General features: G+C 39.2%; 20 protein-coding genes. 6 read left to right on the top strand and 14 right to left on the bottom strand.

Annotated features, from left to right (window positions below):
• Nucleotides 1–60: 60 nt before the first annotated feature.
• Entirely contained in the window at nt 61–456 is a 396-nt protein-coding gene (rpsI, locus tag HSP_RS0102285; RefSeq protein WP_007525323.1) for a 30S ribosomal protein S9, read from the bottom strand.
• A gap of 15 nt (nt 457–471) precedes the next feature.
• Entirely contained in the window at nt 472–900 is a 429-nt protein-coding gene (gene rplM, locus HSP_RS0102290) for a 50S ribosomal protein L13 (protein ID WP_007525214.1), read from the bottom strand.
• A 296-nt stretch (nt 901–1196) separates the two neighbouring features.
• On the opposite strand from rplM, the gene HSP_RS0102295 reads away from it, so the two are divergent.
• Complete coding sequence (locus HSP_RS0102295) at nt 1197–1586, top strand: Z-ring associated ZapG family protein (protein WP_007524465.1); 390 nt, start codon at nt 1197–1199, stop codon at nt 1584–1586.
• A gap of 45 nt (nt 1587–1631) precedes the next feature.
• Here HSP_RS0102295 and glnD read toward each other — a convergent pair whose 3' ends face one another.
• From glnD to rlmE, 8 genes are all read right to left on the bottom strand, one after another.
• The gene (gene glnD / locus HSP_RS0102300; RefSeq protein ID WP_007524894.1) at nt 1632–4175 is read right to left on the bottom strand and encodes a bifunctional uridylyltransferase/uridylyl-removing protein GlnD; all 2544 of its coding nucleotides are present in this window, start codon (nt 4173–4175) and stop codon (nt 1632–1634) included.
• A 69-nt stretch (nt 4176–4244) separates the two neighbouring features.
• Nucleotides 4245–5450: an aromatic amino acid transport family protein gene (locus HSP_RS0102305; protein WP_007524134.1), complete on the bottom strand. Its 1206-nt coding sequence runs from the start codon at nt 5448–5450 to the stop codon at nt 4245–4247.
• A gap of 140 nt (nt 5451–5590) precedes the next feature.
• Nucleotides 5591–6805, bottom strand: coding sequence for an aromatic amino acid transport family protein (locus tag HSP_RS0102310; RefSeq protein ID WP_007524188.1), 1215 nt, complete (start codon nt 6803–6805; stop codon nt 5591–5593).
• A gap of 142 nt (nt 6806–6947) precedes the next feature.
• The gene (locus HSP_RS0102315; protein WP_007525294.1) at nt 6948–7742 is read right to left on the bottom strand and encodes a formate/nitrite transporter family protein; all 795 of its coding nucleotides are present in this window, start codon (nt 7740–7742) and stop codon (nt 6948–6950) included.
• A gap of 152 nt (nt 7743–7894) precedes the next feature.
• Nucleotides 7895–9043 carry a hypothetical protein gene (locus HSP_RS0102320; RefSeq protein WP_007525519.1) on the bottom strand — a complete coding sequence of 383 codons (1149 nt, stop codon included), beginning with the start codon at nt 9041–9043 and terminating at the stop codon, nt 7895–7897.
• Between the two features lie 14 nt (nt 9044–9057).
• A complete protein-coding gene (locus HSP_RS0102325; protein ID WP_007524023.1) occupies nt 9058–11709 on the bottom strand; it encodes a TonB-dependent receptor domain-containing protein in 2652 nt (883 codons plus the stop codon).
• Nucleotides 11710–11950: 241 nt separating this feature from the next.
• Nucleotides 11951–13870, bottom strand: coding sequence for an ATP-dependent zinc metalloprotease FtsH (gene ftsH / locus HSP_RS0102335; protein WP_007524292.1), 1920 nt, complete (start codon nt 13868–13870; stop codon nt 11951–11953).
• 48 nt (nt 13871–13918) lie between these two features.
• Nucleotides 13919–14545 carry a 23S rRNA (uridine(2552)-2'-O)-methyltransferase RlmE gene (rlmE, locus tag HSP_RS0102340; protein ID WP_007524260.1) on the bottom strand — a complete coding sequence of 209 codons (627 nt, stop codon included), beginning with the start codon at nt 14543–14545 and terminating at the stop codon, nt 13919–13921.
• Between the two features lie 226 nt (nt 14546–14771).
• Between rlmE and guaB the strand changes: the two genes are divergently transcribed.
• The 4 genes from guaB to HSP_RS0102360 all read left to right on the top strand — a co-directional run bounded on the left by guaB (nt 14772) and on the right by HSP_RS0102360 (nt 19224).
• The gene (gene guaB / locus HSP_RS0102345) at nt 14772–16238 is read left to right on the top strand and encodes an IMP dehydrogenase (protein ID WP_007524038.1); all 1467 of its coding nucleotides are present in this window, start codon (nt 14772–14774) and stop codon (nt 16236–16238) included.
• A gap of 60 nt (nt 16239–16298) precedes the next feature.
• Entirely contained in the window at nt 16299–16628 is a 330-nt protein-coding gene (locus HSP_RS0102350) for a hypothetical protein (protein WP_007524328.1), read from the top strand.
• A 13-nt stretch (nt 16629–16641) separates the two neighbouring features.
• Nucleotides 16642–18213: a glutamine-hydrolyzing GMP synthase gene (guaA, locus tag HSP_RS0102355; RefSeq protein ID WP_007524106.1), complete on the top strand. Its 1572-nt coding sequence runs from the start codon at nt 16642–16644 to the stop codon at nt 18211–18213.
• A gap of 78 nt (nt 18214–18291) precedes the next feature.
• The gene (locus HSP_RS0102360) at nt 18292–19224 is read left to right on the top strand and encodes an AEC family transporter (RefSeq protein WP_007525379.1); all 933 of its coding nucleotides are present in this window, start codon (nt 18292–18294) and stop codon (nt 19222–19224) included.
• 38 nt (nt 19225–19262) lie between these two features.
• On the opposite strand, the gene leuB is transcribed toward HSP_RS0102360, so the two are convergent.
• Complete coding sequence (gene leuB / locus HSP_RS0102365; protein ID WP_007525219.1) at nt 19263–20345, bottom strand: 3-isopropylmalate dehydrogenase; 1083 nt, start codon at nt 20343–20345, stop codon at nt 19263–19265.
• Between the two features lie 88 nt (nt 20346–20433).
• Between leuB and HSP_RS0102370 the strand changes: the two genes are divergently transcribed.
• On the top strand, nt 20434–20661 hold the full coding sequence (locus HSP_RS0102370) for a YceK/YidQ family lipoprotein (RefSeq protein WP_010128330.1): 228 nt from the start codon (nt 20434–20436) through the stop codon (nt 20659–20661).
• A gap of 85 nt (nt 20662–20746) precedes the next feature.
• On the opposite strand, the gene lpdA is transcribed toward HSP_RS0102370, so the two are convergent.
• From lpdA to aceE, 3 genes are all read right to left on the bottom strand, one after another.
• A complete protein-coding gene (gene lpdA / locus HSP_RS0102375; RefSeq protein WP_007525161.1) occupies nt 20747–22171 on the bottom strand; it encodes a dihydrolipoyl dehydrogenase in 1425 nt (474 codons plus the stop codon).
• 102 nt (nt 22172–22273) lie between these two features.
• Nucleotides 22274–24178, bottom strand: a complete 1905-nt coding sequence (aceF, locus tag HSP_RS0102380) for a pyruvate dehydrogenase complex dihydrolipoyllysine-residue acetyltransferase (protein ID WP_007524838.1) — start codon at nt 24176–24178, stop codon at nt 22274–22276.
• Between the two features lie 61 nt (nt 24179–24239).
• Nucleotides 24240–26897, bottom strand: coding sequence for a pyruvate dehydrogenase (acetyl-transferring), homodimeric type (aceE, locus tag HSP_RS0102385; RefSeq protein ID WP_007524903.1), 2658 nt, complete (start codon nt 26895–26897; stop codon nt 24240–24242).
• Between the last annotated feature and the right edge of the window lie 31 nt (nt 26898–26928).

Below are 26928 nucleotides of genomic sequence, written 5' to 3' on the forward strand. Positions count from 1 at the left end.
AAAAAGGCAGGAAACCCTGCCTTTTCTGATAATACTTTCGTATATCGATAATACTCGAAATTAACGTTTTGAGTATTGTGGACGACGACGTGCTTTGTGTAAACCCACTTTTTTACGTTCAACGCGACGTGCGTCACGAGTAACGAAGCCAGCTGCACGAAGTGCTGGGCGTAGAGTTTCGTCGTATTCCATTAATGCACGTGTAATACCGTGACGGATTGCACCTGCTTGACCAGAAATACCACCACCTTTAACAGTGATGTATAAATCTAATTTACCTAATAACTCAACTAATTCTAATGGTTGACGAACGATCATACGTGAAGTTTCACGACCGAAGTACACTTCTAAAGAACGTTGGTTAATAGTAATGTTACCGCTGCCCGGTTTGATAAATACACGAGCTGAAGAGCTTTTGCGGCGACCTGTGCCGTAGTTTTGATTTGCTGCTGTCATTTTTCTGCTCCGTGATTAGATGTCTAAAACTTGTGGTTGTTGTGCAGCGTGGTTGTGTTCGTTACCTGCGTAAACTTTTAATTTACGGAACATTTCACGACCTAAAGGACCTTTCGGTAACATACCTTTAACTGCGATCTCGATCACTGCTTCCGGACGACGTGCAATCATTTCTTTGAAGGTTGCATCTTTAATGCCACCTACATAGCCAGTGTGCCAGTAGTAAATTTTATCAGTTTCTTTTTTACCTGTTACAGCTACTTTCTCTGCATTGATAACAACGATGTAATCACCAGTATCAACGTGTGGAGTGTACTCAGCCTTGTGTTTACCACGAAGACGACGTGCTAATTCAGTAGCTAAACGACCTAAAGTTTTACCTGTCGCATCTACTACATACCAGTCACGTTTTACTGTTTCTGGTTTTGCTACAAAAGTTTTCATTAATTAAAATACCAAATTTAAGTTTATACCCAATATCTTTTCAGATATTACCTATTAATTTTTTCGGCTAAATCCGACCCCTTCGAGCCTTTTTTAGACCAACTTGTTTGGCGGGAAAGTCCAAACAAAAACAGGGTGCGCTAATTATACGGATTTTTAACCAAAAAGCTAATTTTTTCAGAAAGAATTTTCGTTTTTTTATGACATAACTCACATTTTCAGCCTTTAAGGGTTTATTTTTAAAAAGTAACATGCTAAAAAGATACTGAATGTTAATCAAAATAAGCGAGGATCTTATGACAGCAGAATGGACAGTCGCCGTTTGGGGTGCAATTGGCGCAGCTTTTATTGTGGGATTATTTTTCGGTGTGTTGTTTACCCGCTTTGGTAGCCGTAATATCCAAAAACAGCAACAAGTTGAAGCGGAATTGAAAAATATGAAAACTCAAGCTGATGAGCAAAAACAACAGCTTGAACAACACTTTGCAGAATCAGCAACCTTGTTAACCACTTTAGCAGAAGACTATAAAAAACTTTATAGTCATTTAGCACAAAGTTCATCTCAACTATTATCTAGTGAAAAACAAGCTGAAGTACTCAAATTGTTACAACATCAAGATGAAAATCAGCCAAGAGACTACTCTGAAGGTTCATCTGGATTATTTAAAAATACATCTGAAAACTAACTATCCTCAAAAAAGCGCACGATTTAACACTCGTGCGCTTTGTCTTTAATGATCCAGTTCCTCAATCAATCTATGTTTTAATTGCTGCTTATCTTCATCACTAAAAACATCTGCTCTAGCTCTTAATACAAAAAAGTCCTCTGCTTTTTCACCAATAGTCGTAATTTTTGCATTTAATAATTCTAAGCCCAACTGATTAAATATATGACTGATTTGTACTAACAACCCTTCTCTATCTAGCGTAAATATCTCTAACGCAACTTGATTTTCTTGCACATGTTCAACAAAGCGCACCTTGGTTTTCCGCTTAAATGGTTGCGCCTTCATTGGCTTTTTATTTACCGTAAAGGAAGTTGAGCTTGGATCAGTCAAGATCTTTGATAAATATGCTTGAATTTGTTGGCAACGAAGCGCATCTAACGCAGCTCCAGAAATTTCTGTCACAATAAAGCTATCGTAAATCCGCCCATTTTCTCCAGTAATAATTTGCGCATCATGAATACTGATTTTTTTCTGACTTAATGCCTGTGCAATCCTTTCAAATAAATAAGGCTGATCATCACAATGAACAAAAATTTCTGTCGCCCCTCGCGCATATTCGTTACTAACCAATACAAGCGGGAGTTGTGACTGTTTTAAATAATGCAGCGCATGCCAAACCAATTGAGTTGGCTTATGTCGTAAAAAATAGTCATCCGTTGATTCCGCCCAAAACGTATTCAAACGTAATCGTTCTGCTGGGGTAAGTGCAAATTTGATCTGCTCTAAAGCTTGTTGACGGTTATTTTCAGCTTCTTTTCGATAATCTAACTGTTGTGCTAATTGCTGTATCGTGAATTGATAAAGTTGCGTAAACAGTGTGCGCTTCCATTCATTCCAAAGCGTTGTATTCGTCGCACAAATATCAGCAACAGTTAAGCAAAGCAGCATTGAAAGCCGTGAGGATGTTTGAACTGTTTCCGCAAATTTTGAGATCACATTGGGATCGTGAATATCTCGGCGTTGTGCTGTAATCGACATGGTAAGATGCTCTTTAACCAACCAAGCAATATCATCTGTTTCATCTTCACTTAATCCATGTTGCTGACAGAAATGATATGCTTCTTCGGCACCATTGATTGCATGATCACCCTCTCGACCTTTTGCAATATCATGCAATAAAGCCGCTAAATACAGCTTAGCTCTTGCTTGATTTTCACTGAAAAGCTGATGACATAATGGATGCTGTGTTTTAGCCTCATCCTCAAGAAAAGACTCGATTTTTAGCATGACACGAATAGTATGCTCATCAACCGTATAAATATGAAAGAGATCAAACTGCATTAACCCACGAATTGCTTGCCATGCTGGAAAATATGCAGATAACACACCAAGTTGATGCATCGGTAAAATTGCCCGCTTAATGGCGTTGGGGTGTTCAAAAAGTGCAATAAATTGCTGGCGCACTTTTATTTCATCACATAATGGCGTTGTTCTTTTTTGTAAGGCTAATCGCAAATGGCGCAGCGTATCTGCCGCCACATAAGTTTGTGGAAGTGCGGCCAAATGGTGAAATAATCTTATTACTGTTTCAGGCTGTTGTATAAAGCATTCATTATTTTTTGCTGAAATAGCGTGACATTGCAACTTAAAAAACTCATCAAGCGGTTGATTTTCTGCTGTTTTTTGCAAATTCAAGACGGACTGTTCAAAACTATTTAGCAATAGCTGACTTAATTGAGAAACAGATTGTGTAGCTTGAAAAAAATCTCGCATCATTGTTTCAGCAGGTTGATTACCTTCACCTTTATAACCTAATTGCTCACTCAAACTCAATTGGCGGTCAAAACGTAAACGGTTATCTGGACGTTTTAGTTGCAAATGTAATGCAAAGCGGATACGAAATAATTCCGCTTCAGCGGCTTTTATCTCTTGATACTCTTCTGGCATCAGAATTTTGGCCTTCAATAATGATTCAAAAGAGGCCATACGATAATGCCGTAGCATAATCCAAGAGAGTAAATGTAAGTCACGCAAACCACCTGGACTATGTTTAATATCTGGCTCTAAATTATAACTGGTGTTGTTATAGCGAGCATAACGCTCTTCTTTTTCCGCTAATTTCGCTTGGTAAAATTGTGCTATCGGCCAAAAATCCGCTTGATAAATTCTCTCTTTTAGTTGCTGCCATAATGATGAATTACCGAATAAAAATCTTCCTTCATACATATTAGTTGCAACCGAAAGTTCTTCACGCCCAATTGTTATGCATTCTTCTATTGTGCGAATTGTTGCCCCTACCTGCAATTTAAGATCCCAAAGTGTATTCAGTAGCGCATTTATACTTTGTTGCGAAGCTTCGTCCAACGGTGCTTGCGTTAGGATCAAAATATCCAAATCCGAAAGAGGAAACATTTCTCTTCTGCCATACCCACCTACTGCAATGAGCGCTAAATCTTGACGGATAGCAAAACCAAATTGCTGCCAGAGTTTTTTCAACATTTCATCATAAAACAGGCTACGTTGATGCAATAAAGCTACCACATCATGGGTTCCAAAATCTTGTTGTTGCTGAAGGTTAAAGGTACTAAGAGAATCTTTTAACGTCATACATATGTTCCCAATAAAAAAGCGGTCTAATTTTGCAAAACTTTTACAAATTCAGACCGCTTGTTTAAATTAACCTACAACTTTTGGTAGGTCTAAAAATGGAATGATGATAATAATCACACCTGCAATAAAGGCAAGAATCAGGGCAACGTTTCCGCCAATAACACGATACGGAAGATTCGGATGCGTAACTCGTGCTCGCCATGCCAATAAAACTGGAAGAATAATACCGTAATAGGCAAACAGTAAACCAGCATAACCTAGTGCAGCAATAAAGGCTTCTTTCCAGAATAATGCAAATAATAATGGTGGCGCAAATGTCACTAACGTTAATAACGCACGGTTTTCTTTCAGATTTACACGTTTACGTAAATCGTCCATACATTCAAAAATACCTAACGCTACCCCTAAAAATGAAGTAATCAGCGCAAGAATGGAGAATAAGCGCATCATTTCACCTAATGCACTGCTTCCTGTTAATATACTCGTTGCTTTAATTAAGCCGTTTAATGTTGGATCAGATTTTAAGATCTGAACAAATTCACCTTGAGAAAGTACACCGTGGGTCGCTAATTGCCATAATACATAGGCGATCAATGGAATCGCGGTGCCAATGTAAATCGCAATACGAATTTTACGAATATCCGCATTTAAATAGGTATTGATACTTGCCATGATTACGTGGAAGCCAAATGAGGTGAAGAAAATTGGAATCGCTGAAACAATCAAAAGATTATCTAACGGCACCGCGGTCAAGTTTTCTAATTTTGCTTTAGGTAACATTAAGATCAATACTGCTACGAATGCAATAATTTTGCCGATAAACAGTACGCGAGTTAATCCATCAACGCCTTTAATTCCCATCACAACAAAAGAACCCAATATGATGGTAAAGATTAAAATACCGATTTGTTCGGTCGTTTTTGCATCCCCCATTTTTGGTAAAATGCCTGAAAGTAATGAGCCACCGCCAGAAATATAAGCTGCTAATAAAGCATATAATAGGACTAATAAACTAATAGTAGCAGATAAACGCCCGCCAATACCCAAATATTGCTCGGCCAAACTTGCTACCCCCACATCTTGACGTGGTGCAGTTTGGTAAACTTCCATAAATAATAAGCCAGTATAGGCTAATAATGCCCAAAGCCCGATCAATAACACTAATGTTGCACCGAAACCCATACCGGCAGATGTCAGTGGCATGGCAAGCATTCCAGCCCCAATGGTTGTGCCTGCAATCATTAAGGCACTACCTAAGATCTTATTTTTCATAATAACCTCTAAATAAAAATATTCTGCATTCTAACAAAAATCTGCTCAAAATGGAGCAGACTCATTCTATTTTTCTATTCGACAAGCGGTCATTTTTTTGCAAAATTTTGCAAGAATTAAACCGTTTGTCTGTTTTCGTCTTAGCCAACCACTTTCGGTAACAGCCCTTCTTGAATCAAGAATGGAACGATCACGATAAAAATCCCGATAACTAACGCCAATAATAAAGAAAGACTACCACCTTTTACACGATAAGCTAATGTTGGGAATTGTTTACGCACACGCCAAACTATCGCAATCGGTAAAACAATCGCATAGAACGCAAACATTTGACCTGCATAGCCTAACGCCATAATAAAACCTTGCGGGAAAAAGAAGGCAAAAAGCATTGGAGGAATAAACGTCAATAAGCCTAACGTTTTACGACCAGCCGGTAAATTAACACGTTTTAATAGATCTTCTAAAGTTTCAAACAAGCCTAATGCCACCCCTAAAAATGAGGTAATTAACGCCGCTGCAGAAAATACGCGCACTGTAATACCAATCCATGCGCTGCCAGTCACTTCATGTGCGGCTTCAGCTAAGCCATTTAATGTCGGATCTTTATCTAATAATGCTAAAAATTGTGTTTGACTTAACACACCGTGCGTTGCTAATTGCCATAAAAGATACGCAACTAAAGGAATTGCTGTACCTACTAAAATAGAAATTCGTAGCGCCTTAACATTGCCCTCAAGGTATTTATTTAAACTTGGAATAGAACCATGAAAGCCGAATGAAGTAAAGAAAATCGGCAAGGCAGAAATTAGTAACGCCTTATCAATCGGCATCTCTAATAAGTTTTCTATTGATACTTTAGGTAGCAATAAACCGAGTACCACAATAAACGCCAACATTTTCGTAAAGAAAATGATACGGTTAGCGGCATCAACGCTAGTGGTACCAGTCACAATAAATGAACCAAAAAATAACGTAAAAATCACACCGGCCACTTTGATGGTTGTGTCTTTATCAACAATCGTTGGTAATACGCCACCAAAAATCGAACTCGCCCCAGACACATAAGCTGCTAAAATCGCATAAAGGAAAATCACTAAGACAGCTGTTGAAACTACTCGCCCCAAGGTGCCGTAGTATTTTTCAGCTAAAGTACCTAAACCAACATCACTATCTACGGTTTGATATGCTTCAACAAAAAGCAATGCGCTAAAAGCAAGCAAAAGCCAAAGTGAAACTAAAAGTAATGTTGTAAACCCAAAACCTATACCAGCTGAAGTTAATGGCATAGCCAACATACCGGCACCGATAGTCGTTCCTGCAACAATCAATGTGCTGCCTAATGTTTTATTTTGCATAACCACCTCATAATTGATGAATTGGTGGCATTCTACCTCAATATTTTTTAAATGTAACGAATTATTTTCACTGTAAACTTTTGATTACAACCAAATAAAAAAGGCTAACCTCATAAGTTAGCCTTTATCAACATTCTGATTCTTAAATAGAGTAATCTTCTTTTAATAAATGGCGATATGCATAAAGATAAGATGCCCCAACAAACGCAGCTCCACCTGTCACATTTCCTAAAAAGACTGGAATCATATTAAGAAAGAATTCTCCCCAAGTTACATTAGCCCCTGCAAAAATACCTGCTGGAATGATGAACATATTCGCGACAAAGTGCTGTAAGCCGATCAATACGAAGATCATAACCGGAAACCACATCGCTAAGATTCGCCCAGAGGTTTGTTTCGCACCAAAATAGAACCAGATTCCCATGCACACCATCCAGTTACACGCAATCGCAGAAATAAATGCTCGGCCGAAATCCATTTGCACTTTTGCTTGTGCAATTGCAATCGTTTTTGCAGCAGCACCACCTTCTGCCAAACCAACGTAATGCCCTAAGAAATAAGCCATGAATAGCGCACCGGCTAAGTTACCAAAGCTAACTACAATCCAATTTCGGAATAATTTCTTGAAGCTAACTCGATGAGTTAAGCGTCCTAATGCCATCATCATCATATTTCCGGTCGCTAATTCCCCGCCACCAATAAGAATACAGATTAAACAAATTGGGAATACTGCAGCGCCTAGTAAAGTTGCTAAACCGCCCCATTCAGCAGGAATACCGCTTACCACTTTAAGATAAGCCATATAACCGAAACTGACATAGCCCCCACCTAAAAAGCTGAGAATGGCCAATGTTTTTAAATGCCCTTCAGATTTGGCATAACTTTTATCAATGACATCTTGTAAGATTTCATGAGGGTAAAGATCACGATGTTGCATATGTTTTCCTTCTTTAATGATTAAAATTATTAGTGGCTAAAATGTAACAAATCTATGCAACAGCCCAAAAGAACTCCTCTCTATATTGTGTGTGTTTTAGTTATAACAAAGGATATAAACAAAACGGCTAAGCATATGCCTAGCCGTTTCAATTATGGTGTCGTAGTCGATGTAGGCTCTTTAAGCTCTGCGCCGAATACAGCTCGATATTCTAGTGGATCATTTGCTTTTAGTTCTTCATGACTAAAAGCTAATTTTACTTCACCAACCACGCCTTTTGCAGACTCACCCACAAATTTGGCTTGATAGCGACTTTCATCTTCATTGAATTCACTCCCTTTTAAAGATACAGCCCCTGTGGTTAGCGTATTACGTTGTAAATTAAATGCCTCACTCTGCTCTAGCATAATTTTTTTATTGAGCAATTTACTGTCAATTTCTCCAGAAATCGTTTTATTAGCCCAATCTGCGGTTAAATGAACCGTTCCATCTTCTGTTGGTAGTGTAGCTTGCGTAATATCATAGCTAGTAAATCCTGCATCTGCACTATCAACATATCGGCGTACACTTGCAATGACTTTACCTGTATATTCCGCTTTACCACTTAATCGTTCTACCACCTCTTTACGATAACGTAGTTCACCATCGTTATTCGCATATGGTAAATCTTCCGATTTTACTTGAGCGTTTTCTTCCCCATCGTTGGTATAACGATTGTTTAATGCAGTGGTAAAATAAACTACATCATTACCGTTAGTAAACATCGCACCATAAGAGGCATAAGGCGTATTTCTGAAAATATAGTTAATTTTATCTACAGACTGCTTTGTCCATTTCTGTGTTGTAAGGTCATATTCAACCAATGAACCTTTAAGAGACGGATCTGCAATACTTCCTTGATAAGTGTGATTAATATTTTTTCCAATTTCAGTAATATTCAGACCTATCTCTGCATTTTCATCTTTATCGAAAGGGGAAATCTCTGAAATAGACTCGTTCGACCATTCACTAAATGGAATTTGTCCTTCATAAGCACGAATTTTCTCAGCAACATAGCGATCACTTCGACTACTCGTATCTGTAATTGAATTAACTTTTAAATTCCGCCACCCTTGTTCGCCAGAAATGGTTTGTGGTTTTTCTTCAATTGGCTTGACCGTATTTGGATCGATAGTTTCTGGTTTACTTTCCTCTTTTGCGCCAGCTTGATTGCTTGCACCATCAGAAACTGACATACAACCACTTAAATTGAGTGCCAATAAGAGACTACAAGCGGTCATTTTTAATGAAATTTTTACCATATTAAGTTCTCCTTTTAATATTTATAATTAGCGGTGAAAATTGCTGTTCTACCACGCGCATAGTTATTAAGCACAGACTGATTTCCGTCATACATGGTATAAAGTCGTTGAGCTGCTGAGTCATTACCAGCATCAAGCGGATCAACATATTTTTTATTGAAAATATTTTGTAACTCTGCTTTTAGCACTAAGTTTTTGATAGGCTCATAACTTACATATACATCATAAATCATCGGCTGTTTACGAATTTCTTCTGTTTTTTTCACCACCTCAATACGGTCACCATCATTAATTGCACCGCTTATACCATATAAATAACGCTCCTCTAAAGTCGCCCTTTTACTTTTACCGTAATAACGCATAATTCCGCCTAATACCAATTTTTGGTCGAACCAACGGCTTCCCATTTCAAGGCGTGCATAATCTTTTGGTAACATACTCACTTTAGTTAAACCATTACCTTGCTTGAGCAAGTCTGCCATTGCCACATTATTACGAGCAGGGCTAGTATCACTATAATTAGTCGGCTGGTTAGTCACCTGATATGCATAAGCAAAATTAGTAAAGAAACGACCCACATCGTAATTTAATTCAATCTCTACCCCTTTCTTATGTACAGCATCGCGATAATTGCGATGTTGAATGGAATACGGGATTTTTTCTGACCAATCTGGGCGTTTATCCCACCAATATCCCCATGCATTATGGATATAATTATCGATACGAGTTTGGTAATAAACAACTTTAAGACCGAACACATCATCAGCTTTTAGCGCTGATTTTTTATACGAATTAAAACCAATTTGATAAGTTTTTGCTTTTTCTGGTTTTAAATTTAAGTTAGTACCCGATGCTCCAATTTGAGAGAAATACATTTCTTGGATATTTGGCATTCTATGGGTGCGAGAAAAACTAACAAACGGAGAAAAATAATCTTTAACGTTAGCACTTAATACTACAGAATGATTTACCGCACTACGTTTTCCACCTTTTCTAACTAAAGGTTCATAAATCTCTCGGCAAGTTTGAAGATCTTCACTACAACCAGCTTCCTGATAAGCTTTAGAATCTTTCCCAAAGGTTTTTACAAAATCCGCATAATCTTTGTAGTATTCTGCAACATCACCATTAAATCGATATTGTAATAAGTTCACGCTGTAATCTGCTTTAAAAATGCCTTTTGAAAGGCTGTTATCTAAATAAAAGCTATTAAAGCGTTGTTCACCATTTGGATACACTGGTGTTGATTTCTGTGGAAGAATTTGAAAGTTTCCACTATCGCCGCCTAAACTACTTTGTAATCCTTTAACATGCTCTTGATAAAATAGCGCTAGCTCTTCTGGAAAACGATTTCTGTCATAACGGTTTTTTAATAAATTCACACCTACTGTCGTTTGTAAATCAACTGATTTAGGTAAGAAAAAATTAAAGGTATTGTGTACATCTAGTGTATTCGCTTTATTCGTTAGCACTAAATTTTTCTTAATTGGCCAACCACTAAATTCAGAACCAACAGGGTATCTTTGTTTTCCATCATTATATGCCGCTAAAATAGAGAGATTGAGGTAATCATTCTTTTTGAATTGATAATCAGCTTGGTAATTCTGATTTTCAACTTTGCGAATGCCTATATGATTATTCATTTGACGATATTGTAGATTCAATGAATGAATATCATCTGCATACTCAAATTTTACTAAATGGCTGTGCGAACGCTGACGTAAACTTTCAGGATCAATGGGACGAACATCAAATTGTGGCTTATCAAAGCGGTTAAAAAGACTATTTTCTTCCGCTGGCGAAGTAATCGTCGCTTCATTCACCAGTTGCGGATTATCTAATAAGTTTACGTTTTTACGACAAAGATTTGTTGCCTCTTCATCAGTTTGGAAATAGTAGTTATCGCATTCAAGTCCAGCCGTATTAAATGTTCGTTGTTTAATACGTGCTAATACATCCGCGCCTAAATTACCAATTTTGGTGCTTCCTCCACCGACTTTATAGTTTTGGGCTACTTCCCGTTGACTATAGCCATATAGAAAACCAATATAGCCATTGTCTAACCATTTGCGAGCGGCAAATGTTCCCATAAAATTAGGTTTCGTATCGTTTGTGCCTGATAATCCTTTAAATAACACGCCAACATTATTTTCAGGATCTACCACATCATTTACGCCAAGCGTACGGAAATTAGCCGAACCAAATAATGCATTAGCGCCACTTGCTCCACTGAACGTTCCTTTTGTTAAATCAACACCTGCAATAAAGTTGGGATCTATCGCAGCCCCAAATTGGGCATTACCACCCGCTCGTCCATTACCATCAGATGCAGTAGCATAAAAAGTTTGTGACACACCATCGACCATAGTATTAGCACGTCCGAAACCACTCTCACCTCGAATGTTTAACGCTACCACACCAGTAGATTTATCTTGTTGCGTAAAAGCACCAGGCATACTGCGAACAATATTATCAATGCTTTGACTTTGTTTAAAAATGTCTTGTTTAGTGCTACTAGCTTTAGCTTCAGTAAAGATTTTTTTCTCGCTGGAAATGTCATGTTCCACAACGCTAACTTCATCTAAAATGGCTTCTTCAGCTTGTACAGAATGGATGCTTTGCAATATTGCAAGTGTGATTAAATTGATTTTTGTGATCGACTTCATATCTCTATCCTCCAATCACGAGATTTAGTCTTTGAGAAAATAGATAGGCTCAACCAAATGGTTAAGCCTAATCTCCTTTTAAAATTTAAACGGGTAAATGTTGTCTTGTTATATACCCATAAAAATAATATGTCTAACTTAAAGAAAATGCAAGTAATTCTTGATGAGATTGAGAGGATAAAATGCGCAGTCGAAAAAAAAGCTGAATTTATTTCTAAATTCAGCTTTTTAAAGTTAGGTATTAAGCATCAGCTTGATTATCAGATACGTTAGGTTCAACCTTTGTTTCAGATTCTAAATCTGTTTTAATTTTATCATCTGATTTTGGTTGCTCATCCTTTGGTTTATCATTCCAACCTGAAGGTTCTCCGACTGGACGACGAGCCATTAAGTCATCAATCTGATTACGATCAAGGGTTTCATATTTTAACAATGCATCTTTCATCGCATGTAAAATATCCATGTTGTCTTCAAGCGTCTGTTTAGCACGATTGTAGTTGCGGTCAATAATTTTACGCATTTCAACATCAATCAATTTTTGCGACTCTTCAGAAACACCTTTAATTGCGCCCATTCCATCTTCATTTTGATAGAAAATAGGCCCAAGCTCTTTAGAGAAGCCCCATTGCGTTACCATTGCTCGTGCAATTTGTGTTGCACGATGAATATCTGATGATGCGCCAGTAGTAATTTTATCTTCACCAAAAATTAGCCCTTCCGCAATTCGACCTGCAAATAAAGTAGAAAGCTGGCTTTCTAATTTAGTGAAGGTTTCACTTACACGGTCACCTTCTGGTAAGAACTGCGCAAAACCTAATGCTTGACCACGAGGGACAATCGTCACTTTATTCAGAGGGTCATGCTCTGGCATTAAATAACCGACGATAACATGACCAGCTTCATGATAAGCCGTATTGATAATCTCTTTTTCAGTCATCGTATTCGAACGACGCTCTGGCCCCATATTGATTTTATCACGTGCTTGTTCAAAATCTTCCATGGTAACTACACGACGGTTTTTACGTGCTGCAAATAAAGCGGCCTCATTCACTAAGTTCGCTAATTGTGCCCCCGAATAACCAGGTGTGCCACGAGCAATTTGCATTGCATTCACATCATCTGCAAGCGGTACTTTTTTCAAGTGAACTTGCAAAATTTGCTCACGGCCTTTTACGTTTGGCAAATCAACGGTAACTTGGCGGTCAAAACGTCCTGGACGCGTTAATGCATCATCCAATACATCAGCACGGTTCGTTGCTGCAATGATAATGACCCCTTCAGAACCTTCAAAACCATCCATTTCTACTAACATTTGGTTTAATGTTTGTTCGCGTTCATCGTGACCACCGCTAAAACCAGCACCACCACGTTTACGACCAACCGCATCAATTTCATCAATAAAAATGATACAAGGTGCATTTTTCTTCGCCTGTTCAAATAAATCACGTACTCGAGAAGCACCCACACCGACGAACATTTCTACGAAGTCAGAACCAGCCATAGTAAAGAAAGGAACCTTCGCTTCACCAGCAATCGCTTTAGCTAATAAAGTTTTACCTGTTCCTGGTGGACCAACCATTAAAATACCTTTTGGAATACGGCCGCCCAGTTTTTGGAATTTGCTTGGATCACGTAAGAAATCAACCACTTCGCCAACTTCTTCTTTCGCTTCATCACAACCTGCCACATCTGCAAAGGTCGTTTTTACTTGATCGGCAGTGAGCATCTTCGCTTTACTTTTACCAAAGCTAAATGCCCCTTTACCGCCACCACCTTGCATTTGGCGCATATAGAACACCCAAAAGCCAATTAGAATAATAATTGGAAATGAAGAGATAAGCAGTTGCACAAATACATTGCGACGCTCTTCAGGTTGACCAGTTACTGTTGCATCTGTTTTTGATAGATCTGCTAACAAATCACGATCGTACATCGGCATTACTGTTTGATATTTAGTGCCGTCTTTTTTAGTCACACTGATCGTTTCGCTATTACTTTTCATATCCACATCTTTTAAAGTATTCGTACGAATATCATTTAAGAAAGTGGAATATGCCACAGTATTGTTATTCCCAAAGTTAGAATTAAAGCCTTCAAATGCCGTCATCATCACAATGGCAACTACAACCCAAAGAAGTATATTTTTAACCATATCGTTCAAGGTTAATGTCCTCTTTAACTAATAAAAAATCTTTACTCGGCTTATCAATTAGCCTTTATAGCCTGTTGCAACAATATAAACTTCTCGAGAACGATCCCTTGAAGCCTCAGGCTTGCGTACTTTTACCGTACGGAACATTGCCCGAATATCACGCAAATACTCATCAAAGCCTTCTCCTTGGAATACCTTGACAACAAAACTGCCATTCGGTGCTAATACTTGGCGACACATATCTAAAGCAAGTTCCACCAAATACATAGCTCGAGGAATGTCTACTGATGGCATACCGCTAAAATTGGGCGCCATGTCAGACATCACTACATCGACTAAACTATCGCCAACTCGTTCTAACAAAGCGTTGAGCACACTTTCTTCTCTAAAATCGCCTTGTAAGAAATCGACCCCCACAATTGGATTCATATCCAAAATATCACAGGCTATAATTCTCCCTTTACTGCCAATTTGTGTCACGGCATATTGCGACCAACCGCCAGGTGCCGCACCTAAATCAACCACGGTCATTCCAGGTTTAAACAATCGGTCAGTTTGCTGAATTTCATCTAGTTTGAAATAAGCTCGGGAGCGTAATTTTTGTTTATGTGCTTTTTGCACAAATTGATCTTTAAAATGCTCCGCAAGCCAACGGGAAGAGCTTGCACTTCTTTTTCTACCCATAAATTCTCTTTCTCTTACTATTAAAGGTATAGTGTACCATAATAAGGCCTCTTTGGCGTGATTCAAGTCAAGATGTAAAATATTTATTTCATGATGCTATTATCAAACTCTTAAAACTTAAGCAACAGTTCACTAATTTCAGTTTTACAATTTCCAATTCCCCCTGTATAATACGCCCGCAATAATTTCTAGCTCAATTTTTCATTTTAAAAAAGGAACTATTGCAATGTCATTACGCATTAAACAAGAAGCGCTTACCTTTGACGACGTTCTGCTCGTCCCAGCTCACTCAACTGTTCTCCCTAATACTGCCAACCTTTCAACTCAACTCACCAAAGAAATTCGCTTAAATATTCCTATGCTTTCTGCTGCAATGGATACTGTTACAGAAACCAAATTAGCCATCTCTTTAGCACAAGAAGGCGGTATCGGCTTTATTCATAAAAATATGACTATCGAACGCCAGGCAGATCGCGTTCGCAAAGTGAAAAAATTCGAAAGTGGTATTGTTTCTGAACCTGTGACTGTTTCTCCTGATTTAACCCTTGAAGTACTTGCTGAAATGGTCAAAAAAAATGGTTTTGCAGGCTACCCTGTAGTAGATGGCGAAAATAATTTAATTGGTATTATTACTGGTCGTGACACGCGTTTCGTAAAAGATTTAAGCAAAACCGTTTCACAGGTAATGACGAAAAAAGAACGCTTAGTGACGGTAAAAGAAGGTGCTGCGCGTGATGAAATTCTTGCACTCATGCACGAACACCGTGTAGAAAAAGTACTGGTAGTAGATGATGCTTTCAAATTAAAAGGTATGATCACCGTTAAAGACTTCCAAAAAGCGGAACAAAAACCAAACGCATGTAAAGATGAATTCGGTCGTTTACGCGTTGGTGCGGCTGTAGGTGCAGGCCCAGGTAACGAAGAACGTATTGATGCTTTAGTAAAAGCCGGCGTAGATGTATTGTTAATCGACTCTTCTCACGGCCACTCAGAAGGCGTATTACAACGCGTTCGTGAAACTCGGGCAAAATATCCAAACTTACCTATTGTTGCGGGTAACGTAGCAACGGCTGAAGGCGCAATCGCATTAGCAGACGCAGGCGCAAGTGCAGTGAAAGTAGGTATTGGTCCTGGTTCAATTTGTACAACTCGTATTGTAACTGGTGTAGGTGTTCCACAAATCACCGCTATCGCAGACGCAGCTGCGGCATTAAAAGATCGTGGCATTCCAGTTATCGCGGACGGTGGTATTCGTTTCTCTGGTGATATTGCAAAAGCTATCGCAGCAGGTGCTAGCTGTGTAATGGTTGGTTCTATGTTTGCCGGTACTGAAGAAGCACCGGGTGAAATCGAACTTTATCAAGGTCGTGCATTTAAATCTTACCGAGGTATGGGCTCATTAGGTGCGATGGCGAAAGGCTCATCAGACCGTTATTTCCAATCTGATAACGCTGCAGACAAACTCGTACCAGAAGGTATCGAAGGCCGCATTCCATATAAAGGTTACTTAAAAGAAATCATCCATCAACAAATGGGTGGCTTACGTTCTTGCATGGGCTTAACTGGCTGTGCAACTATTGATGAACTACGCACCAAAGCGGAGTTTGTTCGCATTAGCGGTGCAGGCATTAAAGAAAGCCATGTTCATGATGTAACCATTACTAAAGAAGCGCCAAACTATCGTATGGGTTAGTGATGAGTAAAAGAGCGGATAAATTTGACCGCTCTTTTAACCTATAATTAAGAGGCTAAAATGAAAAAACTAGCATTACTTATTCCTTTTATCGTATCAGGTTGTGCACTTTTTGGTCCAACCTATACGGGAAAAACAACTGCAAGTTATTTACTAAAATCAGATACAGAAAGTAATATCAATCTGTTTTTTAGAGCAATTCATAATTGTACGCCCAAACAAATTCATACTCAGATCAATGATGTAAAAATCGACCCTAAAACATCTACTGTCGATTCAGTAGATGAAACTTGGACAGTAACTGGCTGTAACCAAACTGAAATATTTAAAATTAAATATACCAATGATGGTCAAGGCGGCACTTACATCAATATGAGAAAACAAAACTAACGCAAGGTAAAAAATGACAAACATCCACAATCATAAAATACTGATCCTCGACTTTGGTTCACAATATACCCAACTGATTGCACGTCGTGTGCGTGAAATTGGCGTGTACTGCGAACTTTGGGCGTGGGACGTGACGGAAGAACAAATCCGTGAATTTAATCCAACGGGGATTATTCTTTCAGGCGGTCCTGAAAGTACTACTGAAGAAAATAGCCCGCGTGCACCAGAATATGTATTCCATGCTGGTGTGCCAGTATTAGGTATTTGCTACGGCATGCAGACAATGGCAATGCAACTTGGTGGCTTAACAGAAACCTCTGACCATCGTGAATTCGGTTATGCCTCTGTTACATTAGAAAATGCCACAGCGCTTTTTGCAAATCTTAATAATAATTTGACCGCTTGCGAGCCAAAATTAGACGTTTGGATGAGCCACGGCGATAAAGTAACCCGCTTACCAGAAAACTTCAAAGTAACTGGCACCACGCCAACCTGCCCAATTGCTGCAATGTCGGACGAAAATCGTCGTTTCTACGGTGTACAATTCCACCCTGAAGTAACACATACTAAAAAAGGTTTAGAATTATTAACCAACTTTGTAGTCAACATTTGTGGCTGCGAAACTAAATGGACAGCTGAAAACATCATTGAAGATGCCGTTGCTCGTATTAAAGAGCAAGTGGGCGATGATGAAGTGATTTTAGGTTTATCCGGTGGTGTAGACTCTTCTGTGGTTGCACTACTTTTACATCGCGCTATCGGCAAAAACTTACACTGCGTATTCGTGGATAACGGCTTACTCCGCTTACACGAAGGCGATCAAGTCATGGAAATGTTTGGCGATAAATTTGGTTTGAACATTACCCGCGTTGATGCGGAAAGCCGTTTCTTAGGTGAACTTGCAGGTGTATCTGATCCTGAAGCAAAACGCAAAATTATCGGTAAAGTATTCGTTGATGTATTCGATGATGAATCGAAAAAACTCACTAATGTGAAATGGTTGGCACAAGGTACGATCTACCCTGACGTAATCGAATCGGCAGCAAGCAAAACCGGTAAAGCACATGTGATTAAATCACACCACAACGTAGGTGGTTTGCCGGATTATATGAAATTAGGCTTAGTTGAACCGCTACGTGAATTATTTAAAGACGAAGTGCGTAAAATTGGTTTAGCATTAGGCTTACCGGCTGAAATGATCAACCGCCACCCATTCCCTGGTCCGGGTTTAGGCGTACGTGTATTAGGCGAAGTGAAAAAAGAATACTGCGATTTATTACGCCGTGCGGATGCAATCTTTATCGAAGAATTACGCAACAGCGGTTGGTATGAAAAAACCAGCCAAGCCTTCAGCGTATTTTTACCAGTCAAATCTGTAGGTGTGATGGGAGATGGCCGTAAATACGATTGGGTGATCTCACTACGTGCAGTAGAAACCATCGATTTTATGACCGCACATTGGGCTCATTTACCTTATGATTTATTAGGCAAAGTGTCTAACCGCATTATCAACGAAGTGAACGGCATTTCCCGTGTGGTGTATGACATCAGCGGAAAACCCCCAGCAACTATCGAATGGGAGTAACCTAAATCAATTTAAAGGGCAAATTATTTTTGCCCTTTTCTTCTTTTATAACAACAACTTTTCTCATCAGAATTCACTATGGACATCGCATTTTTACTCGGTACTAAAATTATTGAACTGACACTTATTGTGCTTATTGGCTATGGGTTAGTTAAATCAAAACTATTAAAATCAGAAAATAGCAAGCCACTTTCTATTATTGGACTTTATGTCATTAGTCCAGCGGTGATGATTGAAGCCTTTCAAATTGATTACACGCCTGAAATCTTGCAAGGTTTACAGCTTTCACTTCTTATGGCGGTGTTTCTCCACATTATTCTGATTATTATTGGTAGCCTATTGAAACGTCTATTAAAACTTGATCCTATTGAACACGCCACCTCTATTTATTCAAATTCAGGCAACTTAATTATTCCGATTGTAATGTCGTTATTCGGTAAAGAATGGGTCATTTACGCCAGCTGTTTTATTGTGGTACAAACCTTTCTATTTTGGACGCATTGCCGTTTGATTATTGTAGGAAAAGGGAATTTATCATTAAAGACAATCGCCCAAAACATCAATATCTGGTCAATTCTCGTTGGCGCATTTTTGTTTGCTTTTCAAATTAAGCTGCCAAATATTATCAATGGCACACTCTCTTCCATCGGTTTGTTTATTGGTCCGAATGCCATGCTTGTTGCGGGTATGTTAATTGCTGCAATTCCGTTAAAAAGCATCGTATCATCTAAGCGCATTTATTTAGTTACGCTATTACGCTTGCTGCTTATTCCGATTTTATTACTGGTATTGATAAAGCTCATTGGCTTTGCTGATTGGATTGAAAAAGGAGAGATAATTGTGCTAATTAGCTTTTTAGCAACCACCAGTCCCTCTGCAGCAACAGTGACACAAATGGCGGTAATTTATAACAACAATCCGCAAAAGGCTAGTGCTATTTACGGGGTAACGACGCTGCTTTGTATGTTTACAATGCCACTTGTGATTGCGTTATATCAAATGTGGAGTTAATAAAAAACCACGCTTCAGCGTGGTTTTGTTTTCTTTCGTTAAGCTAAGATGTTCTTCGCAATCACATCGCCCATTTCACTGGTTGAAATTGGCGTATTTTCATCTGCTAAATCACCTGTACGATAGCCATCTGCAAGTGCTTTTTGAATAGCTTGCTCAATTGCATCTGCTGCATCATTTAAGTTAAAGCTATAACGTAGCATCATTGCAGCAGAAAGAATTTGCGCAATAGGGTTTGCAATGTTTTTGCCTGCAATATCTGGCGCAGAACCACCTGCTGGCTCATACAATCCAAAACCATCTTCATTTAAACTGGCTGAAGGTAACATTCCCATTGAACCGGTAATCATGGCAGCCTCATCTGAGATGATATCGCCGAAGATATTTGAACAAAGCAGAATATCAAATGATTCTGGCGATTTGATAAGTTGCATCGTTGCATTATCAATATACATATGTTCTAAAGTCACTTCAGGGAATTCTTTCGCTACTTCATTGACTGTTTCACGCCATAAAATTGAGCTTTGTAATACATTCGCTTTATCAATTGAGGTAACGTGTTTTCTGCGTTTCATTGCTGATTCAAATGCTACGCGTGCAATACGTTCAATTTCATATTTGTAATACACTTCCGTATCAAATGCTTTGGTTTGTGCCCCTTCGCCTTCTCTGCCTTTCGGTTGTCCAAAATAAATACCGCCTGTTAATTCACGCACCACCACCATATCAAAGCCTTTTGCTGCAATATCTGCACGTAGTGGACAGAATTTTTCTAAGCCTTGATAAAGTGCCGCAGGACGAAGGTTACAGAATAATTTGAAATGTTTGCGAAGTGGTAATAATGAGCCACGTTCTGGTTGCTCATCTGGAGGAAGATTAGTCCATTTCGGGCCGCCAACAGAACCGAATAAAATAGCATCGGCTTCTTCGCAGCCTTTTAGGGTGTTTTCTGGTAGCGCTCTGCCTTGAGCATCAATAGCTGCACCACCGATATTAAAATGATTAAAATTTAATTTGAAGCCAAATTTTTGTTGTGTTGCTTCTAATACCTTGATGGCTTGAGCCATAATTTCAGGTCCAATACCGTCACCGGCTAATACTGCGATGTTGTAAGTTTGCATAAAATCCTCAATAGTTATTGATAATAGTTTTCTCATTTTACCCAAAAAGCCAATTTTGGGCTAGAATAAGTTATTCGAAGGAGAAAGAATGCAAACAAAAATATTCACCAAATTGGCTTTTGTAATCTGCTGCATAAACTTAACCGCTTGCGGCACGATAACTAGCCTAGCTAAAGAGAATTATTCGCCTTATGCCGGCGTAGTTTTAGATTTTAAAACGATGCAGGAAGGGGGTATTTTCAGCGTTCTCGCTGTCATTGATTTACCGCTAAGTTTTATATTAGATACACTAATGCTACCCGTTACTTTGAGTTAAAGAATAACGAATATAAAAAAACAAGCGATCAGATTTTGCAAAATTTTTACAAAATCTGACCGCTTTATTTTACGTTAGTCTATGATTAACGTTTTTTTGCTTTTGCATTTGGAAGGTCAGTAATTGAACCTTCAAACACTTCTGCCGCTAAACCAACAGATTCGTGAAGTGTTGGGTGAGCGTGGATGGTTAATGCGATATCTTCAGCATCACAACCCATTTCGATTGCTAAACCAATTTCACCTAACAATTCGCCACCGTTGCTACCAACGATTGCGCCACCTAATAAACGGTGAGTGTCTTTATCGAAGATTAACTTGGTCATACCTTCAGAACATTCTGAAGCGATTGCACGACCTGAAGCTGCCCAAGGGAATTTAGCCACTTCGTAGTTTAAGCCTTCTTGTTTACACTCTTTCTCAGTTTTACCTACCCAAGCAACTTCTGGCTCAGTATAAGCAATTGATGGAATCACTTTCGGATCGAAGTAGTGTTTTTGTCCTGCAATTACTTCTGCAGCAACGTGACCTTCGTGAACACCTTTATGTGCTAACATTGGTTGCCCTACGATATCACCGATTGCAAAAATGTGTGGTACGTTAGTGCGCATTTGTTTGTCAACGTGAATGAAACCACGCTCATCAACTTCAACACCTGCTTTACCTGCATCAATCAATTTACCGTTTGGCGTACGACCGATAGCAACAAGCACGGCATCGTAACGTTTAGTATCGTTACATGCTTTGCCTTCCATTGAAACATAGATACCGTCATCTTTTGCTTCAACTGCAGTTACTTTCGTTTCAAGCATTAACTTGAATTTTTTCTCGATTTGTTTGGTGTAGATTGCTACCACATCTTTATCTGCTGCAGGGATAACTTGGTCGAACATTTCAACCACTTCAATCTCTGAACCTAGAGAGTGATACACAGTACCCATCTCTAAACCGATGATACCACCACCCATGATAAGAAGTTTTTTCGGTACTTCTTTTAATTTAAGTGCATCTGTTGAATCCCAAATACGTGGATCTTCATGCGGGATGAAAGGTAATTGAATTGGACGAGAACCCGCTGCGATAATTGCATTATCAAATTTAACAGTAGTTGGATTACCATCACGGTCACGCGCAACTAATGTATTTGGGTCAGTAAATGCTGCTAAGCCTTCAACTACAGTCACTTTACGTGCTTTTGCCATACCCGCTAAGCCACCAGTTAATTTAGCAACTACGGCATCTTTACCTGCACGAACTTCATCTAAATTGATGGTTGGTTCACCAAAGTAAACACCATTTTTAGTTGCGTGTTTTGCTTCTTCAATTACTTTAGAAACGTGTAATAACGCTTTTGATGGAATACAACCTACGTTTAAACATACCCCACCTAAAGTTGAATAACGCTCAACAAGAACGGTTTCTAAACCTAAGTCTGCGCAACGGAACGCTGCTGAATAACCTGCTGGGCCCGCACCAAGTACAACCACTTGTGTTTTAATTTCTTTACTCATATCGTTTTTCCTTTGAAGACGTAAAACGTCATTTCGGATGATTTGATAACAAGCGGTCAATTTTGCAAAACTTTTTACAAATTCGACCGCTTACAGATTTCATTACATGACTAAGCGACGAATATCTGCTAATACGCCATTGATGTAGCTTAAGAAGCGAGCACCATCAGCACCATCGATCACGCGGTGATCGAATGATAATGATAATGGAAGCATTAAGCGTGGCTCGAATTCTTTACCGTTCCAAACTGGTGCCATTTCAGATTTAGACACACCTAAAATTGCCACTTCTGGCGCATTTACGATTGGAGTAAAGTGGGTGGTACCGATACCGCCAAGGCTTGAAATAGTGAAACATCCGCCTTGCATATCTGAACCTGAAAGTTTGCCATCACGTGCTTTTTTCGATACTTCCATCAATTCACGAGAAAGTTCAATAATGCCTTTTTTGTTTACATTTTTGAATACTGGTACAACTAAACCATTAGGCGTATCTACCGCCACACCAATATTGATGTATTTTTTAAGTGTAAGTTTTTGACCATCTTCAGAAATTGAACTGTTGAAACGAGGGAAGGCTTCTAATGCTTTCGCAACCGCTTTCATAATGAACACAACTGGTGTAATTTTCACATCCAGTTTTTGTTTTTCAACAATCTTGTTCTGTTCTTTACGGAATGCTTCAAGTTCAGTGATATCTGTACGGTCGAAGTGTGTTACGTGAGGAATCATTACCCAGTTACGGTGTAAGTTCGCACCTGAAATTTTATTGATACGGCTTAATTCAACTTCTTCTACTTCACCGAATTTGCTGAAGTCAACTTTCGGCCATGGTAATAAGCCTAAGCCCGCACCATTTGCTACACCGTTGCCAGCAGCTGCAGCTGATGAAACAGTACCTGTTTCAAATGCTTTAACTGCAGTTTTCACGTATGCTTGAATATCTTCTTTAACGATACGACCTTTACGACCTGTACCTTTTACTTTATCTAAATTAACACCGAACTCACGTGCTAGACGGCGAATCACTGGTGTTGCATGAGCGAATGCTGCGCTTGCTACTACCTGTTCTTGGCTTAAACCTGAAACATTACCAGATTGAGCTGCTGGCGCTGCTGCCGCTTGTGGTGCCGCAGGTGCAACGGCTGGCGCTGACGCTGCTGGAGCAGGTGCTGCGCCTGCAACTTCAAAGCGCATAATTAATGAACCAGTTGATACTTTATCGCCTGATTTCACTAAAATTTCTTTTACTACGCCTGCAAATGGTGCTGGTACTTCCATTGATGCTTTATCACCTTCAACGGTAATTAAAGATTGCTCTTCAGAAACGGTATCACCTACTGCAACCATAATTTCAGTGACGTTTACTTCATCACCACCGATATCTGGTACATTAACATCTTTAATTGAAGCTGCTTGAGGTGCTGCTGGCGCTGCTGCTTGAACTGGTGCAGTTGCAGCTGCTGGTGCTGCTGATGCAGTTTCAAATTTCATGATAAGTTTACCAGTTGAAACTTTATCACCTACGTTAATTAAAATTTCTTTAACCACGCCTGCGATTGGTGCTGGTACTTCCATTGAAGCTTTATCGCCTTCAACGTTAATGATAGATTGATCAACTTCAACGCTATCACCTACTTTCACCATGATTTCAGTCACGTTTACTTCATCAGAACCGATATCTGGCACATTAACTTCAACAACAGCTGAAGCGGTTGCCACTGGTGCTGGTGCTGGTGCTGCAGCTGCTGGCGCTTCTGCTGCTGGTGCTGCGCCTGCCGCTTCTAATACTAACATTGGTGAACCAGTTGTTACTTTATCGCCAACTTTAACTAAAACTTCTTTAACCACACCTTCTTCTGGTGCTGGTACTTCCATTGAAGCTTTATCACCTTCTACATTGATGATTGATTGATCTGCAGAGATGGTATCGCCCACGTTCACCATTACTTCTGTTACGGTAACTTCATCACTACCGATATCTGGTACATTTATTTGTTTTGACATTTTGGTAATCCTTGTTGATTAAAAATCTCTCTCCCTTTACGGGAGAGAGCTTTATTCATTTTTATGCGTATAACGGGTTAATGCGATCTACATTTAATCCGAATTTCGCAATTGCATCAGCAACTACTTGTGCAGTTACTGTGCCTTCTTTCGCTAATTGAGAAAGTGCAGCTACAACAACATAACGTGCATCCACTTCGAAGTGTTCACGTAAGTTTGCACGGCTGTCTGAACGACCGAAACCGTCTGTACCTAACACATGATAGTGACGGCTTGGTACGAATGCACGGATTTGGTCTGCGTATGCTTTCACATAGTCTGTTGAAGCTACTGTTGGTAAGTCCGCTAATACTTGAGCAACATAAGGTACGCGTTGTTCCGCTGTTGGATGTAATAGGTTCCAACGTACTGCATCTTGACCTTCACGAGCTAATTCATTGAATGATGGTGCTGAGAATACATCTGAAGTTACACCATAGTCATTTGCAAGAATTTGCGCTGCTTCGCGAACATGACGCATGATTGCACCTGAACCTAATAATTGAACGTGACCTTTGCCTTTACCTTTTACAGTTTCAAATTTGTATAAACCTTTACGGATACCTTCTTCTGCACCTTCTGGCATTGCAGGTTGATCCATCACTTCGTTTAATGTAGTCATGTAGTAGAACACGTCTTCTTGTTTTTCACCATACATACGGTTGATACCGTCTTGCATGATTACCGCAACTTCAAACGCAAATGATGGGTCATAAGTTACACAATTAGGGATGATGCCAGCTTGAATATGGCTGTGACCATCTTCGTGTTGTAAACCTTCACCATTTAAGGTTGTACGACCAGAAGTACCACCTACCATGAAACCACGAGCTAATTGGTCACCTGCTAACCACATCATATCGCCCACACGTTGGAAACCGAACATTGAGTAATAGATGAAGAATGGGATCATTGGTTGGTTATTAACAGAGTATGAGTTCGCTGCAGCTAACCAAGATGCTGTCGCACCTAATTCATTGATACCTTCTTGTAACACTTGACCATCTTTTGCTTCACGATAGTATGCAACTAAATCACGGTCTGAAGGAACATAGTTTTGACCATGAGGGTTATAAATACCAATTTGACGGAATAAACCTTCCATACCGAAAGTACGTGCTTCATCAGCAATCATTGGAACAATAGTTTTACCGATGTTTTTATCTTTTAATAAGATATTTAAAGCACGAGTAAACGCCATTGTCGTAGAAATACCACGTGGTTGCTCTTCTAATAACGCTTTAAATTCCTCTAATGCTGGGACTTTATACTCAACATCAAATTTAGGACGACGAGCCGGCACATAACCATTTAATGCTTTACGGTGGCCGTGTAAGTATTCATACTCTGCAGTACCTTCAGCAAATTTAATGTATTCTAAGTTTTCAACTTGCTCATCAGTTAATGGTAATTGGAAGTAGTCACGGAAACCTTTAAGGCTTTCGTAAGACATTTTTTTAGATTGGTGAGCGGTGTTTTTACTTTCTGCTTCAGGAATTTTATAACCTTTAACTTGGTGCGCTAAAATTACAACAGGTTTATCTGCTTTTTGTGCTCTTGCATAAGCTGCATATAATTTTTCGCTATCATGTGCACCACGGCGTAATGCCCAGATTTCATCATCTGTCATATCTGCAACTAATGCTGCAGTTTCTGGATAACGACCGAAGAAGTGTTCACGAACGTAAGCACCATCTTTAGATTTGAAAGTTAAATAGTCACCATCAACCACTTCCATCATTAACTGAGTTAATTTACCTGAAGTATCTTTAGCGAATAATTTATCCCAATTGCTGCCCCATAATACTTTGATTACTTCCCAACCAGCACCAGTGAATAAGCCTTCTAACTCTTGAACGATTTTACCGTTACCATTAACTGGGCCATCTAAACGTTGTAAGTTACAGCTGATAGTGAAAATTAAGTTGTCTAATTTTTCACGAGCTGCGAAAGTTAATGCACCTTTAGACTCGATTTCATCCATTTCACCATCGCCTAAGAATGCATATACTTTTTGGTCTTTAGTATCTTTTAAGCCACGGTTATCTAAGTATTTTAAGAAACGAGCTTGGTAGATTGCGTTCACTGGACCTAAACCCATTGAAACGGTTGAGAATTGCCAGAATTCAGGCATTAATTTAGGATGTGGATATGAAGATAAACCATCTGTGAAAGCTTCTTGGCGGAAGTTATCTAATTGTGCTTCAGTTAAACGACCTTCAAGATAAGCACGAGCATACATACCTGGTGCAGCGTGACCTTGGAAGAAGATTAAGTCGCCACCATTTTTTTCTGTTGCCGCTTTAAAGAAGTGGTTATAGCACACTTCATACATTGTCGCAGCTGCCTGATAAGTTGAAATATGACCACCTAAGTCAAGATCTTTCTTCTGGCTACGTAAAACCATTGCGATAGCATTCCAACGAACTGCAGAACGGATACGACGCTCGATTTCATGATCACCAGGGTATGCAGGTTGCTCAGAAACTGGAATTGTGTTCACATAATCGGTTGTAACACCTGTTGGTAAAGCAACACCATTAGTACGAGCCTGTCCGATAACTTGCTCGATGATATATTGAGCGCGTTCAACGCCTTCTTCACGAATTAATGAGTCTAATGATTGTAACCAATCTTGTGTTTCGATTGGATCTACGTCATTTTTAAGAATCTCTGACATAGGTTGTCCTTATATTTCTATTAAATGATTA

Origin of the sequence: Haemophilus sputorum CCUG 13788, from assembly GCF_000238795.1 — a bacterium.
In the GTDB taxonomy this organism is placed as follows: domain Bacteria; phylum Pseudomonadota; class Gammaproteobacteria; order Enterobacterales; family Pasteurellaceae; genus Haemophilus_A; species Haemophilus_A sputorum.

Excerpts from the sequence above, each read along its gene's own strand:
- rpsI (WP_007525323.1), bottom strand. The coding sequence starts at position 456 with ATGACAGCAGCAAATCAAAACTACGGCACAGGTCGCCGCAAAAGCTCT.
- rplM (WP_007525214.1), bottom strand. The coding sequence starts at position 900 with ATGAAAACTTTTGTAGCAAAACCAGAAACAGTAAAACGTGACTGGTAT.
- HSP_RS0102295 (WP_007524465.1), top strand. The coding sequence starts at position 1,197 with ATGACAGCAGAATGGACAGTCGCCGTTTGGGGTGCAATTGGCGCAGCT.
- glnD (WP_007524894.1), bottom strand. The coding sequence starts at position 4,175 with ATGACGTTAAAAGATTCTCTTAGTACCTTTAACCTTCAGCAACAACAA.
- HSP_RS0102305 (WP_007524134.1), bottom strand. The coding sequence starts at position 5,450 with ATGAAAAATAAGATCTTAGGTAGTGCCTTAATGATTGCAGGCACAACC.
- HSP_RS0102310 (WP_007524188.1), bottom strand. The coding sequence starts at position 6,805 with ATGCAAAATAAAACATTAGGCAGCACATTGATTGTTGCAGGAACGACT.
- HSP_RS0102315 (WP_007525294.1), bottom strand. The coding sequence starts at position 7,742 with ATGCAACATCGTGATCTTTACCCTCATGAAATCTTACAAGATGTCATT.
- HSP_RS0102320 (WP_007525519.1), bottom strand. The coding sequence starts at position 9,043 with ATGGTAAAAATTTCATTAAAAATGACCGCTTGTAGTCTCTTATTGGCA.
- HSP_RS0102325 (WP_007524023.1), bottom strand. The coding sequence starts at position 11,709 with ATGAAGTCGATCACAAAAATCAATTTAATCACACTTGCAATATTGCAA.
- rlmE (WP_007524260.1), bottom strand. The coding sequence starts at position 14,545 with ATGGGTAGAAAAAGAAGTGCAAGCTCTTCCCGTTGGCTTGCGGAGCAT.
- guaB (WP_007524038.1), top strand. The coding sequence starts at position 14,772 with ATGTCATTACGCATTAAACAAGAAGCGCTTACCTTTGACGACGTTCTG.
- HSP_RS0102350 (WP_007524328.1), top strand. The coding sequence starts at position 16,299 with ATGAAAAAACTAGCATTACTTATTCCTTTTATCGTATCAGGTTGTGCA.
- guaA (WP_007524106.1), top strand. The coding sequence starts at position 16,642 with ATGACAAACATCCACAATCATAAAATACTGATCCTCGACTTTGGTTCA.
- HSP_RS0102360 (WP_007525379.1), top strand. The coding sequence starts at position 18,292 with ATGGACATCGCATTTTTACTCGGTACTAAAATTATTGAACTGACACTT.
- leuB (WP_007525219.1), bottom strand. The coding sequence starts at position 20,345 with ATGCAAACTTACAACATCGCAGTATTAGCCGGTGACGGTATTGGACCT.
- HSP_RS0102370 (WP_010128330.1), top strand. The coding sequence starts at position 20,434 with ATGCAAACAAAAATATTCACCAAATTGGCTTTTGTAATCTGCTGCATA.
- lpdA (WP_007525161.1), bottom strand. The coding sequence starts at position 22,171 with ATGAGTAAAGAAATTAAAACACAAGTGGTTGTACTTGGTGCGGGCCCA.
- aceF (WP_007524838.1), bottom strand. The coding sequence starts at position 24,178 with ATGTCAAAACAAATAAATGTACCAGATATCGGTAGTGATGAAGTTACC.
- aceE (WP_007524903.1), bottom strand. The coding sequence starts at position 26,897 with ATGTCAGAGATTCTTAAAAATGACGTAGATCCAATCGAAACACAAGAT.